The sequence below is a fragment of the Phaeospirillum tilakii genome, assembly GCF_042683125.1.
GTDB classification, from domain to species: domain Bacteria; phylum Pseudomonadota; class Alphaproteobacteria; order Rhodospirillales; family Magnetospirillaceae; genus Phaeospirillum; species Phaeospirillum tilakii.
In genome coordinates this window covers 1-15839 of sequence record NZ_JBHUIY010000054.1, presented here as the reverse complement: position 1 = coordinate 15839, position 15839 = coordinate 1, and the positions used below count along the sequence as shown (strand labels likewise).

Sequence of the window (15839 nt, the reverse complement as noted above, 5' to 3'; positions counted from 1 at the left end):
GCCGACGCGGTGCGCGAGGCGGTGCGGGCCGAGGTCAAGGTCGAGGCCAGCCGGCTGGCCAACGGCCTGTGGCAGCGCCTGACCGGCGCCGCCGGCGAGCGCCGCCCGCCGCGCCGGGAACCGGGCTGGTCCGCCCCGGCGGAGACCCGCGCCGCCCGCGACGAGCGCGCCCCGCGTCCGGCGCCGGCCAAGACCCGCCCGTCCTCCACCGCCCGCGCCACCCGCGCCGCGCCGCCGCCGCCGTCGGAGCCGCCCCGGCCGCGCCGCAGTTGGGGCGCCCGGCTGCTGATCTGGGGGCTGACCCTGATGATCTGGGTCGGCATCTTCCTCGGCGGGGTGGTGGCCTATTACGCGGTCGATCTGCCCGACATCGACAGGATGACCGTCACCACCCGCCGGCCGAGCGTGGTGCTGCAATCGGCCGAGGGCGAGGTGTTCGCCGCCTTCGGCGACCTCTACGGCGAGCCGCTGACCCTGCCGGAGATCTCGCCCAATCTGGTCCATGCCGTGCTGGCGACCGAGGACCGGCGGTTCTTCAGCCATTTCGGCATCGACGTGATCGGCCTCGCCCGCGCCTTCTACACCAACCTGCGGGTCGGCCACGTCGTCCAGGGCGGCTCGACCGTCACCCAGCAGCTGGCCAAGAACCTGTTCCTGACCCCCGACCGCACCATGAAGCGCAAGATCCAGGAAGTGCTGATGGCGCTGTGGCTGGAAAAGCGGTTCAGCAAGGAACAGATCCTCGCCCTCTACCTCAACCGGGTCTATCTCGGCTCGGGCACCTTCGGCGTCGATGCGGCGGCGCGGCGCTATTTCGACGTCTCGGCGCGGCGGATCGGCCTCTACCAGTCGGCGGTGATCGCCGGCCTGCTGAAGGCGCCGTCGCGCTACAGCCCGATCAACGATCCCGAGGCCTCGCGCCGCCGCACCGCCGACGTGTTGCAGAACATGGTCGAGGCCGGCTACATCGACCAGAAGACCGCCGACGCCGCCAACGCCGCCGGCGGGGCCGAGCTGGTCCATCGCCAGCCCCCGGCCGGGCGGTATTTCGCCGACTGGATGCTGTCCCACCTCGACCAGTTCGGCGAGGTGGCCGGCCGCGACGTGGTGATCCAGACCACCCTCGATCTCGGCCTGCAACGCCGGGTCGAGGCCGACCTCAAGGCGCTGCTCGCCGCCCAGGGGGGCAAGTTCAACGTCAGCCAGGGCGCGGTGGTGGTGATGACCCCCGACGGCGCGGTGCGGGCGATGGTCGGCGGCAAGGATTACGACGACAGCCAGTTCAACCGCGCCGCCCAGGGGCTGCGCCAGCCCGGCTCCTCGTTCAAGCCGCTGGTCTACCTCACCGCGATGGAACGCGGCGCCAGCCCCGACGACATGATCGAGGACGCCCCGATCCAGATCGGCAACTGGAGCCCGGGCAATTACACCGGCCGCTATCTCGGCACCATCACCCTGCGCCATGCCTTGGCCGAATCCGTCAACACCGCCGCGGTGCGGCTGGTCGAACGGGTCGGCCCCGGCGCGGTGATCGCCACCGCCCGCCGCCTCGGCATCACCGCGCCGATGCGGCGCGACGCCACCCTGGCGCTCGGCACCAGCGAGGTGTCGCTGCTCGAAATGGTCAATGCCTATGCCGCCTTCGCCAATGGCGGCCAGGGCGTCACCGCCTACGGCGTCGCCCAGATCACCGATCCCTCCGGCAACGTGCTGTACCGCCGCCAAGGCGGCGGCTTCGGTCAGGTGATCTCGCCCACCGCGCTGGCCAAGATGCAGGACATCATGAGCGCGGTGATCCAGACCGGCTCCGGCCGCGCCGCCCGCCTCGACCGCCCCGCCGCCGGCAAGACCGGCACCACCCAGGATTACCGCGACGCCTGGTTCATCGGCTTCACCGCCGATTACGTCACCGGGGTGTGGCTCGGCAACGACGATTACCGCAACGAGATGAAGAAGGTCACCGGCGGCACCCTGCCCGCCCAGCTGTGGAAACAGGTGATGGTCGCCGCCGAACACGGCCTGCCGCCCCGGCCGCTGACCCTGCCGGCGGTCGAGGCCCCGCCCGTCCCGGCCGGCGAGGAACCCGCCGCCAATGGCAGCGGCGGCGGCGGCATCGGCGATACCCTCGACGATCTGATCAAGGGGCTGTTCGGGCAGTAACCCGCCCCACGCGGAAGGCAACGGATTACGCGGACTCTGCCCGCGCGCCCGCCGGGGCGATGCCCCGGACCCCCTTTGATTCTCTTCATGAAAAGGCGGAAGCCCCCCAGGGGGGAATGCGTGCCGTTCAGATCGCCCCTTGATGCGCGGATCAAGTCCGCGCATGACGGAAAGGACGGAGTAAAAAAGGGAGGGGTTCGGGGAGCTCTGCTCCCCGAGCGGGCCGGCGGGCGGCAGCCCGCCTGAAACGTCGCCTGACTCGCGGGATCAGTCGAGCTGGTAGAGCAGGGCCTTGAGGTAGGCGCTTTCCGGCAGCCAGGGATGAACCGGGTGGTCGGCGGCGGCGCCGGCCGAGCGGAGGATCCGGCCGGTGCGGCCGGCCTGGGCCAGGCCCCGGGCGGTTTCGGTGGCGAAATCCTCGACCGGCATATGGTGCGAGCAGGAGGCGCAGAACAGGAACCCGCCCGGCTCGACCAGGGCGGCGGCGAGGCGGGTCATTTTGCGATAGCCCTTGGCCCCGGCGGCGAGGTCCTTGCGCGACTTGACGAAGGCGGGGGGATCGACCACCACCACCCCGAACTTTTCCTCGGCGGCGGCGAGGCGTTCCATCTCGGCGAAGGATTCCGCCCGCGCCGTGCCGATGGTCACGCCGTTGAGGGCGGCCGCCCCGCTCGCCAGCGCCAGCGACGCTTCCGAGCGATCGACCGCGATCACCTCGCTGGCCCCGGCCATCGCCGCCTGCACCGCGAACCCGCCGGCATAGGTGTAGACGTCGAGCATCCGCCGGCCCCGGCAGAGGCGGGCCACCGCGGCGCGGTTGTCGCGCTGGTCGTAGAACCAGCCGGTCTTCTGCCCTTCCTGGAGGTCGGCGATGAAGCGGACCCCGTTTTCTTCCAGCTCGACCGGGCCGTCGATCGCGCCGGCGGCGAGGCGATGTTCGAGCGCCAGCCCCTCATGCCCGCGCACCGGGCTGTCATTGGCCAGCATCACCGCGCGCGGCGCCAGCAGGTCGTCGAGCACCGCCAGCAGATCGGGCAGCAGCCGATCCATCCCGGCGGTGTTGGCCTGCACCGCCAGCACGTCGCCGAAACGGTCGATCACCAGACCGGGCAGGCCGTCGGCCTCGGAATGGACCAGCCGGTAGAACGGGCGGTCGAACAGGGTGTCGCGCAGGGCCAGCGCGGCCTTCAGCTTGCCGGCCAGGAAGGCGCGGTCGATCACCGTCGCCGGATCGCGCGACAGCAGCCGCGCCGAGATCAGCGAATGCGGGTTGAAGGTCGCCACCCCCAGCCGCTCGCCGCCGGCATCGACCAGGGTGACCAGTCCGCCCGGGCTCCATTGCCGGGTCTCGACCGTCATCTCGATCTCGTTGGAGAACACCCAGGGATGGCCGGCGCGCAGGCGGCGGGAATGGCCTTTGCCGAGGGTCAGGGTGGGCCGGGTGGCGGGCGAATCGGGGGGGAGGATGGCTTGATCGGTCATGGCCGGCACTGTAGAGAAGCCGCCCGCCGCCGCCAAGCAAAGGATTGGCCGCCCCGATGGCGGCGCATGGCCGCCGCCAACGCGCCAAACGGTGCAAGCCTAAACAATTTGATGTATATCTTGAGCAGGAAACGTGACCGCGACGCCGCTTCGCCCCGTCGAGCCCAGGAGACCGGCATGCAACCAGCCCCCGCCCCCGTTCCCTATTGCGAAGCGGTGATCCGCAAATTCACCCTGGCCGCGGTGGTGTGGGGGGTGCTCGGCTTCCTGTTCGGCGACTTCATCGCCTGGCAGCTGGCCTTCCCCGCCCTCAATTTCGACCTGGAATGGACCAGCTTCGGCCGGCTGCGCCCGGTCCACACCACCACCGTGATCTTCGCCTTCGGCGGCAACGTGCTGCTCGGCACCTCGCTCTACGTGGTGCAGCGCACCTGTCGCGCCGCCCTGTTCGGGGGCGAGAAACTGGGCAACGCGGTGTTCTGGGGCTACAACCTGTTCGTCCTGCTGGCGATCTGTTCCTACCCGCTCGGCATCACCCAGTCGCAGGAATATGCCGAGCCGGAATGGCCGCTCGACCTGCTGCTGCTGGTGGTGTGGGTCCTGTATCTGGTCCAGTTCGTCGGCACCCTGATCAAGCGGCGCGAACCGCACATCTACGTCGCCAACTGGTTCTATCTGGCGATGATCCTGACCGTCGCCCTGCTCCATGTCGGCAACAACCTCGCGGTGCCGGTCAGCCTGACCAAGAGCTATCCGCTGTTCGGCGGCGTCCAGAACGCGATGGTGCAATGGTGGTACGGCCACAACGCGGTCGGCTTCTTCCTCACCGCCGGCTTCCTCGGCATCATGTATTATTTCGTCCCCAAACGGGCCGAGCGGCCGGTCTATTCCTACCGGCTGTCGATCGTCCATTTCTGGGCGCTGATCTTCCTCTACATCTGGGCCGGGCCGCACCACCTGCATTACACCGCGCTGCCCGACTGGGCCCAGACGCTGGGGATGACCTTCTCGGTGATGCTGTGGATGCCGTCCTGGGGGGGGATGATCAACGGGCTGATGACCCTGTCGGGGGCCTGGGACAAGCTGCGCACCGATCCGGTGATCCGCTTCCTGGTGACGGCGGTGGCGTTCTACGGCATGGCCACCTTCGAAGGACCGCTGATGGCGATCCGCTCGGTCAACGCGCTGTCGCATTACACCGACTGGGGGATCGGCCACGTCCATTCCGGCGCGCTCGGCTGGGTCGCCTTCGTCTCGTTCGGGGCGATCTATTTCATGGTGCCCCGGCTGTGGGGGCGGGCCGAGATGCATTCGCTGCGGCTGGTCGGCATCCATTTCTGGATCGCCACCATCGGCATCGTCCTCTACATCGCCGCGATGTGGATCTCGGGGATCATGCAGGGGCTGATGTGGCGGGCCTATGACAGCTACGGCTTCCTGCAATATTCCTTCGTCGAGACGGTCAAGGCGATGCATCCCTATTACGTCATCCGCGCCACCGGCGGGGCGCTGTTCCTGCTCGGCGCGCTGGTGATGGCCTACAACGTGGCCCGGACGATCCGTGGCTCGGCGCCCCGCGCGGTGCCGGCTCCGGCCGCCGCCTGACCCGCCCGCGAGGAGAACCGGCCGATGTCCCTGTTCAAGCATCACGTCCGGATCGAGACCAACGTCCTGCTGCTGGCGGTCGGCACCCTGATCACCGTGTCGATCGGCGGGCTGGTCGAGGTGGCGCCGCTGTTCTCGATCGAATCGACCATCGAGAAGGTCGATGGCGTCCGCCCCTACAGCCCGCTCGAGCAGGCCGGGCGCGACATCTTCGTGCGCGAGGGCTGTTACAACTGCCACAGTCAGATGATCCGCCCGTTCAAGGACGAGGCGGAACGCTATGGCCATTACAGCCTCGCCGCCGAATCGAAATACGACCACCCGTTCCAGTGGGGCTCGAAGCGCACCGGCCCCGATCTGGCCCGGGTCGGCGGCAAATATGCCAGCGACTGGCATGTCCGCCACCTGATCGACCCGCGCGCGGTGGTGCCGGATTCGATCATGCCGGGCTATCCCCATCTGCTGCGGCCGCTCGACTACCACGACATCGGCACCCGGCTGCGGGCGCTGCGGGTGGTGGGCGTGCCCTATGACGATCAGGCGATCGCCGACGCCGCCCGCGACCTCGAGGCGCAGGCGACGGCCGACCCCACCGCCAGCCCGCCGCCGGTGGCGGCGCGCTATCCGCGCCTGCGGCTGGGCCGCGCGGTCGAGGCGGCGGCCGACGCGCCGGTGACGGAAATGGACGCGCTGGTGGCCTATCTCCAGGTGCTCGGGACGATGGTCGATTTCAGCAGGATCGACCCGGCCCCGTTGCGCCGCTGAGCGGAGGATTCGAGCGATGGCGGGCGACCTGATCGGCGAGGTGCTGCGGCCGTTGTGGCTGGTGTGGCTGGTGGTGGTGTTCGGCGCGATCCTCGTCTATGCCTACCGCCCGGGCAATCGCCGCCGCTTCGAGCAGCAGGGGCAGATCCCGCTGCGCGACGACCAATGACCCGAACGGTGTGCCACAAACCGCGGGCAGCAAGGAGGCTGGGCCATGGGAACGGTTGAGAAGGACCCGGTCACCGGCCGTCACACCACCGGGCACGAGTGGGACGGCATCCGCGAACTCAACACCCCGCTGCCGCGCTGGTGGGTGGTGGTGTTCTGGGCCTGCGTGCTGTGGGCGATCGGCTATTGGGTGCTGATGCCGACCTGGCCACTGCGCGACGACTTCACCCATGGCCTGCTCGGCTATTCCTCGCGCGGCGTGCTGGAACAGGAACTGGCGTTGCAGCGGGCCGAGCGGGCGGCGTGGCGCGACCGGCTGGTGTCGCTGCCGATCGAGGCGGTCGAGGCCGATCCCGAGCTGCTGACCTATGCCCGCGCCGGCGGCCGCATCGCCTTCGAGGAGAATTGCGCCCCCTGCCACGGCGTCGGCGGGGTCGGCGCCCCCGGCTATCCCACCCTGGCCGACGATGAATGGCTGTGGGGCGGCACCCTGCCCGAGATCGAGCAGACCATCAAATTCGGCGTCCGCAACAGCAATCCCGACAGCCACCAGAGCGAAATGCCGAAATTCGGCGCCGACGGCATCCTGACCCCCGACCAGATCGAGCAGGTGGCCGATTACGTGCTGACCCTGGCCAACCGCAGCCCGAACCCGGCTTTGCCCGGGGCGGCGATCTTCGCCGAGAACTGCGCCGTCTGCCACGGCGAGCAGGGCGAGGGCACCCCCGCCGTCGGCGCGCCGCCGCTCAACAACCAGATCTGGCTGTATGCCAGCAAGCTGACCAACCAGACGCCGGAGGTCCGCGCCGCCGAGATCCGCGCCCTGGTGGTGCGGCAGGTGACCCGGCCCAGCCACGGCTCGATGCCGGCCTGGTCGGAGCGGCTTGATCCCGGCACCATCCGCATGCTGGCGGTCTATGTCCACACCCTGGGGGGTGGACGGTGAACACGCGGGACGACCCGGGCCTTTATGCCAAGAGCGAGACGATCCATCCCCGCTCGGTTTCGGGCCGTTTCCGCCGCTGGAAATTCGCGGCGGCGACGCTGCTGGTGCCGTGGTGGCATCTGGCGCCGTTCCTGCGCTGGGACCGGGGTCCCGGCGCCCCCGATCAGGCGATCCTGATCGATCTGGCCGGACGGCGGGCCTATTGCTTCGGGCTCGAGATCTGGCCGCAGGAAATCTATTACCTGACCGGCATCCTGGTGGTGGCGGCGATCGCGCTGTTCCTGATCAGCGCCCTGTACGGCCGGGTGTGGTGCGGCTTCCTGTGCTGGCAGACGGTCTATACCGACCTGTTCGTCCAGGTCGAGCGGCTGCTGATCGGCGACCGCACCCGCCGCATCGCCCTCGACCGCGCCCCATGGGGCCCGGCCAAACTGGCGCGCAAGGCCGGGGTCCACCTGATCTGGCTGATCATTTCGGCGGCCTGCGGCCTGTCCTTCGCCCTTTATTTCGGCGACGCGCCGACGATGCTGCCGGCGGTGCTGCGCGGCGAGGAAAGCGCGGCGGTCTATGGCGCGATCGCGGTGGTGGGCGGCTTCTGCTACCTGCTGGCCGGCCATGCCCGCGAGCAGGTCTGCCTCTACATGTGCCCCTATTCGCGTTTCCAGGCGGCGATGTTCGACGAGCATTCGCTGATCGTCGCCTACGAACCGTGGCGGGGCGAGCCGCGCGGCTACTGGCGACGCGGCCAGAGCTTCGCCGGACGCGGCCATTGCATCGACTGCCGGATGTGCGTCGCGGTCTGCCCGACCGGGGTCGACATCCGCGACGGTTCGCAGCTCGGCTGCATCGGCTGCGGCCTGTGCATCGATGCCTGCGACGCGATCATGGACCGGGCCGGGCTGCCGCACGGCCTGATTTCGTGGGATTCGATCGCCAGTCAGGCGGCGCGCGCCGCCGGCAGCCCGGCGCGGCGGCGGCTGGTGCGGCCGCGCACCCTGGTCTATGGCGCGATTCTTGCTGTGTCGATCGGCCTGATCGGCTGGTCGCTGTCGGCGCGCACCACCACCGAACTGACGGTGCTGCATGAGCGGGCGCTGCTGTATGTCCGGCTGTCCGATGGGTCGATCCGCAATGGCTACGTGCTGAAGGTGCAGAACATGGTGCGACGCGACCGCTGGTTCGATCTTGCCGTCGAGGGGCTGGACGGCACCCGGCTGTCGGTGATCGGCGGCGGCCCGCCGCTGAAGGTGGCGGCGGATTCGGTCGGCAGCTTCACCGTGTTCGTCACCGCCGCCGCCGCCACCGGCCGGCGGCTGCCCTTGACCTTCGTGCTGCGCGACCGCGCCGATGGCCGCGAGATCCGCACCGAATCCCTGTTCGTCGGACCCGACCGATGAGGGAAACGCGTCGCCCCGGCTGGTGGTACCCCTACATCTTCGTCGGCGCCTTCGCGGTGGTGGTGGCGGTCAACCTGTCGCTGGTGGTGCTGGCCAACCGCAGCTTTCCCGGCGTCACCGTCGATCATCCCTACGAGCGTGGGCTGATCGCCAATCAAGCACTGGAGGCGGCGCGGCGGCAGGAGGAACTGGGCTGGATCGTCGAGACGGTGATCGAGCCGATCCCCGACGGCACCGGCGCGGTGATCGCCCAGACCTACCGCGACCGCGACGGCCGCCCGATCGAGGGGCTGCGGGTGCGGGTGCGGCTGACCCGGCCGACCGGCCCCGACCTCGCCCGCGAGGCGGTGCTCAATCCGTCCGGTCCCGGCGCCCATGCCGCGATCGTGCCGCTGCCCCAGGCCGGGCAATGGGACCTGCACGCGGAAGCAACCGGGCGGGGCGCGCCCTACCAGACCTTCCGCCGCTTCTTCCTGCCGTGACCGCCGCCCCCGCCTGCCGGCATTGCGGTGCGCCGCTGGCCGGGGCAACGGCGGGAGAGGGGCAATTCTGCTGTGCCGGCTGCGCCGCCGCCCATGCCCTGATCGACGCGGCCGGGCTTGAGTCCTATTACCGCCGCGCCCGGACCGCCGGCACCCTGGCCCCGCGCCCCGAATCCGGGCTGCCCGAGGAGGACCTGTCCGACGCGGTGCGCGACCAGGGCGACGGCAGCGCGTGCCTGACCCTGCTGGCCGAGGGCGTCACCTGCGGCGCCTGCGTCTGGCTGATCGAATCGCTGCTGGCGCGCCAGCCCGGAGTGGCAGCGGCGCGGGTCAATTTGACCACCCGCCGGCTGACCCTGCGCTTCCGCCCGGCCGAGGCCACCCCCGCCGCGATCCTGGCTCCGGTGCGGGCGGTCGGCTACCGGCTGGTGCCGTTCGATCCCGACCGGATCGATCAGGCCGACCAGCGCCAGTTGCGCGGCCTGCTGACCGCGCTGGCGGTGACCGGCTTCGCCGCCGGCAACGTGATGCTGCTGTCGGTGTCGGTGTGGGCCGGCGCCGCCCAGGGGATGGGGCCGGCCACCCGCGACCTGCTGCACTGGCTGTCGGCGCTGGTGGCGCTGCCGGCGATCGCCTTCGGCCTGCGCCCGTTCGCCGCCTCGGCCTGGCGGGCGCTGCGGGGCGGCCACACCAACATGGATGTGCCGATCACCATCGGCGTGGTGCTGACCACGGCGATGAGTCTGGCCGAGACGATCGGCGGCGGCCCGCATGCCTATTTCGATTCGGCGGTGTCGCTGCTGTTCTTCCTGCTGATCGGCCGCACCCTCGATGCCCGGGCGCGCGGGCGGGCGCGGGCGGCGGTGGCCGACCTGCTGCGGCTGGAGGCCCGCGCCGTGCTGGTGCTCGACCCGGACGGCGGCCGCCGGCTGGTGGCGCCCGGGCGGGTGCGGGTGGGCGAGACGGTGCTGGTGGCGGCGGGCGAGCGGATCGGCATCGACGGCACCGTCACCGAGGGAACGTCAGACCTCGATGAATCCCGCCTGACCGGGGAAAGCCTGCCGGTGCCGGTCGGGCCGGGCCGGGCGGTGCAGGCCGGCAGCCTCAACCTGACCGCGCCGCTGCGGCTGACCGTCAGCGCGGTCGGCGACGCCACCGTGCTGGCCGAGATCGTCCGCCTGACCGAGGCGGCGGAGCAGGGCCGCGCCCGCCACGTCGCCCTGGCCGAGAGGGTGGCGCGCTGGTACGCCCCGGTGGTCCACCTCGCCGCGCTGGCGACCTTCGCCGGCTGGACCCTGCTGGGCGGGCTGGAGTGGCAACCGGCCCTGCTGATCGCGGTGTCGGTGCTGATCGTCACCTGCCCCTGCGCCCTGGCCCTGGCGGTGCCGGCGGTGCAGGTGATCGCCGCCGGCCGGCTGCTGCGCCAGGGCATCCTGATCAAATCGGCCACCGCGCTGGAACGGCTGGCCGCCGCCGACCACGCGGTGTTCGACAAGACCGGCACCCTGACCGAGGGCCAGCCCCGCCTGATCGAATCCGACGGCTGGAGCGACGACGACCGCGCGGCGGCGGCGGCGTTGGCGGCCGGCTCGTCGCATCCGCTCGCCCGCGCCTTTCCCGCCGCGCCGCCGGCCGCCGGCCTGCGCGAGGTGGCGGGCCAGGGGATCAAAGCGGCCGACGGCAGCCGGCTTGGTCAGCGCTGCTTCGTCGGGCTGCCGCCCGAACCCGCCCGGGGCGATGCCCCGGACCCCCTTTTTTTCCAAAAAGAGCAGAGGTCTGGAGGCGCCAGCCTCCAGGCGGGGTGCGGGGCGGCAGCCCCGCCTGGTCCCGAGGTGTGGCTGACCCGCCCCAATCACCCCCCGGTCCGCTTCCGCTTCGCCGATCCGCCCCGCGCCGACGCCGCCGCCACCCTCGCCCGGCTGCGCCGGATGGGATTCGGCCTCGAACTGCTGTCGGGCGACCGCGCCTCGGTGGCCGGCCCCCTTGCTGCGCAGCTCGGCATCGACGAGTGGCGCGCCGGCCAGACCCCGGCGGCCAAGGGGACGCGGCTGGCCGAGTTGGCCCAGGCCGGCAAGCGGGTGCTGATGGTCGGCGACGGCATCAACGACGCCCCGGCGCTGGCGGCGGCGCTGGTGTCGATCGCCCCGGCGCGCGGGGCCGACATCGCCCGCGCCGCCGCCGATCTGGTGTTCCAGGGCGGCCGGCTCGACGCGGTGGCCGAGGCGGTGGCGGTGGCCCGCGCCGCGCGGCGGCTGGTGGCGCAGAACCTCGCCTTCGCCCTGGCCTACAACCTGCTGGCGGTGCCGGTGGCGATTTCCGGGCAATTGACCCCGCTGTTCGCGGCAATTGCCATGTCCGCCTCGTCGCTGCTAGTAATCCTCAACGCCCTGCGTCTGTCCGGCGGAAGGCGGTGACCCGTGGATATCCTGCTGCTGCTGATCCCGTTGGCGCTGTCGCTCGGGCTGCTCGGACTGGCCGGCTTCCTGTGGGCACTGCGCTCGGGCCAGTTCGACGACCTGGACGGGGCGGCCCAGCGCATCCTGTTCGACGACGACGACCCGCCGCCGCCCCCGGGGCGCAACGATCAGACGAGGGAGTCTTCGCAGTGAGCAGACACAGCACCCAACGGCGGATCACCACCCGCGACGTCCGCGCCCGCAAGGGGGCCGAGCCGCTGGTGGTGCTGACCGCCTATACCGCGCCGATCGCCCGGCTGCTCGACCCGGTGTGCGACATCCTGCTGGTGGGGGATTCGCTGGGGATGGTGGTCTACGGGCTCGAAACCACCCTGGCGGTGACCCTCGAGATGATGATCGCCCACGGCCGGGCGGTGGTGAACGCGTCGCAGAAGGCCTGCGTGGTGATCGACCTGCCCTTCGCCAGCTACCAGGAAAGCCCGGCCCAGGCCTTCCGCAACGCCGCCCGGGTGATGGCCGAAACCGGCTGCGCCGCCGTCAAGCTCGAAGGCGGAGGCGAGATGGCCGAGACCATCGCCTTCCTGGTCGAGCGCGGCGTGCCGGTGATGGGCCATGTCGGCCTGATGCCGCAGGCGGTCCACACCGCCGGCGGCTTCCGCGCCCAGGGCCGCAGCGAAGACGAGGCGGCGCGGATCCGCGCCGACGCCCGCGCGGTGGCCGAGGCCGGCGCCTTCGCCGTGGTGGTCGAGGGCACGGTCGAGCCGGTCGCCCGCGCCCTGACCGGCGAAATCGCCATTCCGACCATCGGCATCGGCGCCTCGGCCGCCTGTGACGGCCAGGTGCTGGTGATCGACGACGTGCTCGGGCTGTTCGATGATTTCACCCCGAAATTCGTCAAGCGTTACGCCGACCTCGGCCCGACCATCCGCGCCGCCGCCGAGGCCTATGCCGCCGAGGTGCGCGCCCGCACCTTCCCCGGGCCGGAGCATTGCTTCGGCCTGCCCCGCAAGGAGTCCTGCTGACATGAGCCGTGAGGTCGATATCGTCCGGGCCGTCGCCGACCTGCGCGCCCGGGTGCGCTACTGGCGCGACCAGGGTCTGGCGGTCGCGCTGGTCCCCACCATGGGCGCCCTGCACCAGGGCCATCTCAGCCTGATCGCCCAGGGTCTGGAACATGCCGACCGGGTGGTGGCGTCGGTGTTCGTCAACCCGACCCAGTTCGGGCCGGGCGAGGATTTCGAACGCTATCCCCGCCGCGAGGCCGAGGATGCCGCCCTGCTGTCGGGGGCCGGCTGCCACCTGCTGTTCGCGCCCCAGGTCACCGACATGTACCCGGCCGGCTTCGCCACCACCGTCAGCGTCGCCGGCCTGTCCGAGGGCCTGTGCGGCGCGATCCGCCCGGGCCATTTCGACGGGGTGGCCACGGTGGTGACCAAACTGCTGCTCCAGGTCCGTCCCGACTTCGCCCTGTTCGGCGAGAAGGATTACCAGCAACTGGCGGTGATCCGCCGGCTGGTGCGCGACCTCGACCTCGCGGTCGAGGTGATCGGCTGCCCGATCGTGCGCGAGGCCGACGGGCTGGCGCTGTCGTCGCGCAACGCCTACCTCACCCCCGAACAGCGGGCGGTCGCCCCGGCGCTGTTCCGCGCCCTCGACGCCACCGCCCAGGCGCTGGCCCAGGGCGGCGAGGCGGCGCCGCTGACCGCGCGGGCGGTCGAGGATCTGCGCGCCGCCGGCTTCGATGCGGTGGATTATTTCGAGCTGCGCGACGCCGAGACGCTGGCCCCGCTCGACCGGCCGACCCGGCCGGCCCGGCTGCTGGCCGCCGCCCGCCTCGGCGCCACCCGCCTGCTCGACAACGTCGCGGTCACCGCGCTCTGACCCCGCCGGAGGGGGCGGCGGTCGCCGCCGCCCCACCCCTGCCGATCGGACGGGAGGCGGCGCGGCCGTGGACGATCCCACCGCTGGTGCGATAGCCTGACCCGGCCCCCGACACTCAAGGGAAAGAACCCGCCAGCATGATTCCCCGCGCAGCCCTGATCGACATGGGAAAGGCCCTGGCCAAGGAGGTTGCGCGCGGCCGCCCCGGCGCGGCGGCCGAGATGTCCGCCGCCCTGCTGAACCGGACCCCGGACCATGTCCTCGACCTGTTCGACCTGATGGTGGCGGAAATCGGCAAAAAGAAGCCCAACCAGCCGCTGCTCGACGCCTTCTCCCTGATGCTGGGCCAGGGCCTCGAAACGCTGCGCTATGGACAGGAGCGCGCCCAGGCCACCGCCACCCAGACCCTGGCCGAGCTGGAACGGCGCATCCTGGCGGCGGGGCAAAATCCCGAGATCAATCCCGGCCTGATCCTGGTGGTCCTCAACCAGTACCGCATCGCCCGGCTCACCCCCGGCGCCGACCTGCGGAACCTGATGGGCGACCTGATCGCGCAGGCGGCGACCCAGATCCCCGAGGGGACCGTGCCGGGATCGCCCGATGAAGACTTTGACCTGCTGGTGCAGGAAACCGGCGGCGATCCCTTCCAGATCCATGCCGAGATCACCGGCACCGGCCACGCCCTTCCCGACGAGCACCGCGCGGCGATGGCCCATGCCACCCTCAACGCCAAGGCGACGCCGATCCAGGAGGCCGGCATCGGCTGGCTGCTGGACGAATCGCCGGAGGTGCGCGGCGCCGCGCTGGAAAGCCTGTCCACCCTGGCCGGCCGGGGCGCGATCTCCCCGACCACGCTGCGGCGGCTGATCACGATGCGCAACTGGCTGCCGGCGACGGAGTGCCCCCGGCTCGACGCGGTGATCCAGTCCTGCCGCCGCCACGATGTCGCCTGCGCCCCGCAGCGGGAGACGACCGTGGTCGATCTCTGCGCCTCCGGCATCGACGGCGCGGGCGCCCAGAGCTTTTTCGCGCTGGTGAAGGAGGGCCGCAAATACGCGGTGGCCTCGCTGCTGGTCAAACTGGGGGTGGGGGTCGCCGATTCCTGGGTCCAGCGCGGGATGACCAAACGGCAGGGGGAAGACCTGCTGCTGCGGATCGGCCACGAGATCGAGCTGCTCGAAAGCCCGTCGTCCCATCTGGCGACGGTGCTGGGCCATTTCCTGGCCGTCGGCCTGACGCGGAACGCGGTGCCGCCGTTCGGCCTGCTCGATTTCGTCGAAACCGCCGGACTGGCGACGGCCAATCCCGGGCTGGTGCCGCTCGACAGACTGATCGGCTCGCAGATCGAGGCGATCCCGCCGCAACGGCGCCGCCCCGCCTCGGTCAACCGGGCGCTGAAGGCGAGCGCGCTGTGGGGGGAGCATTATTCCTTCGCCGGTCATTGGTTCGAGGATGACGAGACCACCGGCCAGCTGCTGTCGGGACGCAAGCGGCTGGGCGACGCGCGCCGGATCGAACTGCTGCTGACCGAGGTGCTGCCGGCGCGGCGCCTGCGCTGGGCCGAGATCTTCGCCTGGGTCGGCCTGCTGCTGCGTCAGAACGACCCCTCTTCCGACTGGGGCGATTTCGCCCTGGTCGCCGCTGAACTGCACGGCGACCGCCCGCTGGCCGAGATCCCGATCATGACCCAGATCGCCGCCACCAGCGTCGAGGCGTGGAAGTTCAAGGCCTGACGCGAGGCGGCAACAACGGCAGGGCTGGGAAATTCGGACAGGGCGGCAAGTGGATTTCCCGCCTGAAAGCGGCGACGATGCCGCGCAGGAGGAAGGACCATGACGAAACGTGCGCGCCGGACCCATTCACCGGCCTTCAAGGCGAAGGTGGCCCTGGCGGCCATCAAGGGCGACAAGACGCTGGCCGAGCTGACTCAGCAGTATGACGTGCACCCCAATCAGATCACGACCTGGCGGGGGCAGTTGCTCGAGGGGGCGGCCGGGGTGTTCGGCGCGACATCGGGGGAGGCGTCGGTGGACCTGAAGGTTCTGCACGCCAAGATCGGCCAGTTGACGCTGGAGAACGATTTTTTATCCGGCGCGCTCAGCAAGGCCGGCCTGCTGAGCGCAAAGAAATGATCGACCGGAAGCACGATCTGCCGCTGGCGCGGCAAGCCAAGGTGCTGAAACTGGCCCGCAGCAGCCTCTACTACCGGGCGCGTCCGGTGTCGGTGGCGGATTTGGCGATCATGCGGCGCCTCGACGAACTGCACCTGAACTATCCGTTCGCCGGCAGCCGGATGCTGCGTGATTTTCTGCGGGCCGAGGGCGTAGAGATCGGGCGCGGCCGGGTGATCACGCTGATGCGCCGCATGGGCATCGAGGCGCTGTACCGCCCCTCGACGCCGGTGCCGGGGCACTAGAGCATTTCCCGGTTAGATCGAATAGCCACTATTTTTGATGTAATTTTGACATTCGTCGGAGGAAAAGTCGCTGAGGGCGGAGGCGATGGCTTGCTCCAGGGCCTCGACGGACCGTGCGGC

General features: G+C 70.7%; 13 protein-coding genes and 1 pseudogene. 13 read left to right on the top strand and 1 reads right to left on the bottom strand.

Features of this window, described 5'->3' with window-relative positions; genetic code table 11:
- On the top strand, positions 1 to 2160 hold a 2160-nt coding region (locus ACFSNB_RS17375; protein ID WP_377318883.1), incomplete at its 5' end, for a transglycosylase domain-containing protein.
- Positions 2161 to 2427: 267 nt separating this feature from the next.
- On the opposite strand, the gene ACFSNB_RS17370 is transcribed toward ACFSNB_RS17375, so the two are convergent.
- Complete coding sequence (locus tag ACFSNB_RS17370; RefSeq protein ID WP_377318881.1) at positions 2428 to 3642, bottom strand: class I SAM-dependent rRNA methyltransferase; 1215 nt, start codon at positions 3640 to 3642, stop codon at positions 2428 to 2430.
- Between the two features lie 177 nt (positions 3643 to 3819).
- Here ACFSNB_RS17370 and ccoN point away from each other — a divergent pair, with 177 nt between their 5' ends.
- The 12 genes and pseudogenes from ccoN to ACFSNB_RS17310 all read left to right on the top strand — a co-directional run.
- Entirely contained in the window at positions 3820 to 5247 is a 1428-nt protein-coding gene (gene ccoN / locus ACFSNB_RS17365) for a cytochrome-c oxidase, cbb3-type subunit I (RefSeq protein WP_377318879.1), read from the top strand.
- 24 nt (positions 5248 to 5271) lie between these two features.
- Positions 5272 to 6012 carry a cytochrome-c oxidase, cbb3-type subunit II gene (gene ccoO, locus ACFSNB_RS17360; RefSeq protein ID WP_377318877.1) on the top strand — a complete coding sequence of 247 codons (741 nt, stop codon included), beginning with the start codon at positions 5272 to 5274 and terminating at the stop codon, positions 6010 to 6012.
- Between the two features lie 16 nt (positions 6013 to 6028).
- Positions 6029 to 6181 carry a cbb3-type cytochrome oxidase subunit 3 gene (locus ACFSNB_RS17355; protein ID WP_377318875.1) on the top strand — a complete coding sequence of 51 codons (153 nt, stop codon included), beginning with the start codon at positions 6029 to 6031 and terminating at the stop codon, positions 6179 to 6181.
- A 45-nt stretch (positions 6182 to 6226) separates the two neighbouring features.
- Positions 6227 to 7126 carry a cytochrome-c oxidase, cbb3-type subunit III gene (gene ccoP / locus ACFSNB_RS17350; RefSeq protein WP_377318873.1) on the top strand — a complete coding sequence of 300 codons (900 nt, stop codon included), beginning with the start codon at positions 6227 to 6229 and terminating at the stop codon, positions 7124 to 7126.
- Complete coding sequence (gene ccoG / locus ACFSNB_RS17345; protein ID WP_377318871.1) at positions 7123 to 8523, top strand: cytochrome c oxidase accessory protein CcoG; 1401 nt, start codon at positions 7123 to 7125, stop codon at positions 8521 to 8523. Before ccoP ends, ccoG begins: the two co-directional genes overlap by 4 nt.
- Complete coding sequence (locus tag ACFSNB_RS17340; RefSeq protein ID WP_377318869.1) at positions 8520 to 9005, top strand: FixH family protein; 486 nt, start codon at positions 8520 to 8522, stop codon at positions 9003 to 9005. The genes ccoG and ACFSNB_RS17340 overlap by 4 nt, the downstream gene beginning before the upstream one ends.
- Positions 9002 to 11419 (top strand): heavy metal translocating P-type ATPase, encoded by a 2418-nt coding sequence (locus tag ACFSNB_RS17335; protein ID WP_377318867.1) that lies wholly within the window; start codon positions 9002 to 9004, stop codon positions 11417 to 11419. The genes ACFSNB_RS17340 and ACFSNB_RS17335 overlap by 4 nt, the downstream gene beginning before the upstream one ends.
- A 3-nt stretch (positions 11420 to 11422) precedes the next feature.
- Entirely contained in the window at positions 11423 to 11614 is a 192-nt protein-coding gene (gene ccoS / locus ACFSNB_RS17330) for a cbb3-type cytochrome oxidase assembly protein CcoS (RefSeq protein ID WP_377318865.1), read from the top strand.
- Entirely contained in the window at positions 11611 to 12444 is an 834-nt protein-coding gene (gene panB / locus ACFSNB_RS17325) for a 3-methyl-2-oxobutanoate hydroxymethyltransferase (protein WP_377318863.1), read from the top strand. Before ccoS ends, panB begins: the two co-directional genes overlap by 4 nt.
- A 1-nt stretch (position 12445) precedes the next feature.
- Positions 12446 to 13303 (top strand): pantoate--beta-alanine ligase, encoded by an 858-nt coding sequence (panC, locus tag ACFSNB_RS17320; protein ID WP_377318861.1) that lies wholly within the window; start codon positions 12446 to 12448, stop codon positions 13301 to 13303.
- Between the two features lie 137 nt (positions 13304 to 13440).
- A complete protein-coding gene (locus tag ACFSNB_RS17315; RefSeq protein WP_377318859.1) occupies positions 13441 to 15036 on the top strand; it encodes a hypothetical protein in 1596 nt (531 codons plus the stop codon).
- A 99-nt stretch (positions 15037 to 15135) separates the two neighbouring features.
- Positions 15136 to 15716: pseudogene (locus tag ACFSNB_RS17310) on the top strand (IS3 family transposase); the annotation flags it as partial.
- Positions 15717 to 15839: the final 123 nt, after the last annotated feature.

Coding starts and splice junctions, on each gene's coding strand:
- ACFSNB_RS17370 (WP_377318881.1), bottom strand. CDS start 3,642: ATGACCGATCAAGCCATCCTCCCCCCCGATTCGCCCGCCACCCGGCCC.
- ccoN (WP_377318879.1), top strand. CDS start 3,820: ATGCAACCAGCCCCCGCCCCCGTTCCCTATTGCGAAGCGGTGATCCGC.
- ccoO (WP_377318877.1), top strand. CDS start 5,272: ATGTCCCTGTTCAAGCATCACGTCCGGATCGAGACCAACGTCCTGCTG.
- ACFSNB_RS17355 (WP_377318875.1), top strand. CDS start 6,029: ATGGCGGGCGACCTGATCGGCGAGGTGCTGCGGCCGTTGTGGCTGGTG.
- ccoP (WP_377318873.1), top strand. CDS start 6,227: ATGGGAACGGTTGAGAAGGACCCGGTCACCGGCCGTCACACCACCGGG.
- ACFSNB_RS17340 (WP_377318869.1), top strand. CDS start 8,520: ATGAGGGAAACGCGTCGCCCCGGCTGGTGGTACCCCTACATCTTCGTC.
- panC (WP_377318861.1), top strand. CDS start 12,446: ATGAGCCGTGAGGTCGATATCGTCCGGGCCGTCGCCGACCTGCGCGCC.
- ACFSNB_RS17315 (WP_377318859.1), top strand. CDS start 13,441: ATGATTCCCCGCGCAGCCCTGATCGACATGGGAAAGGCCCTGGCCAAG.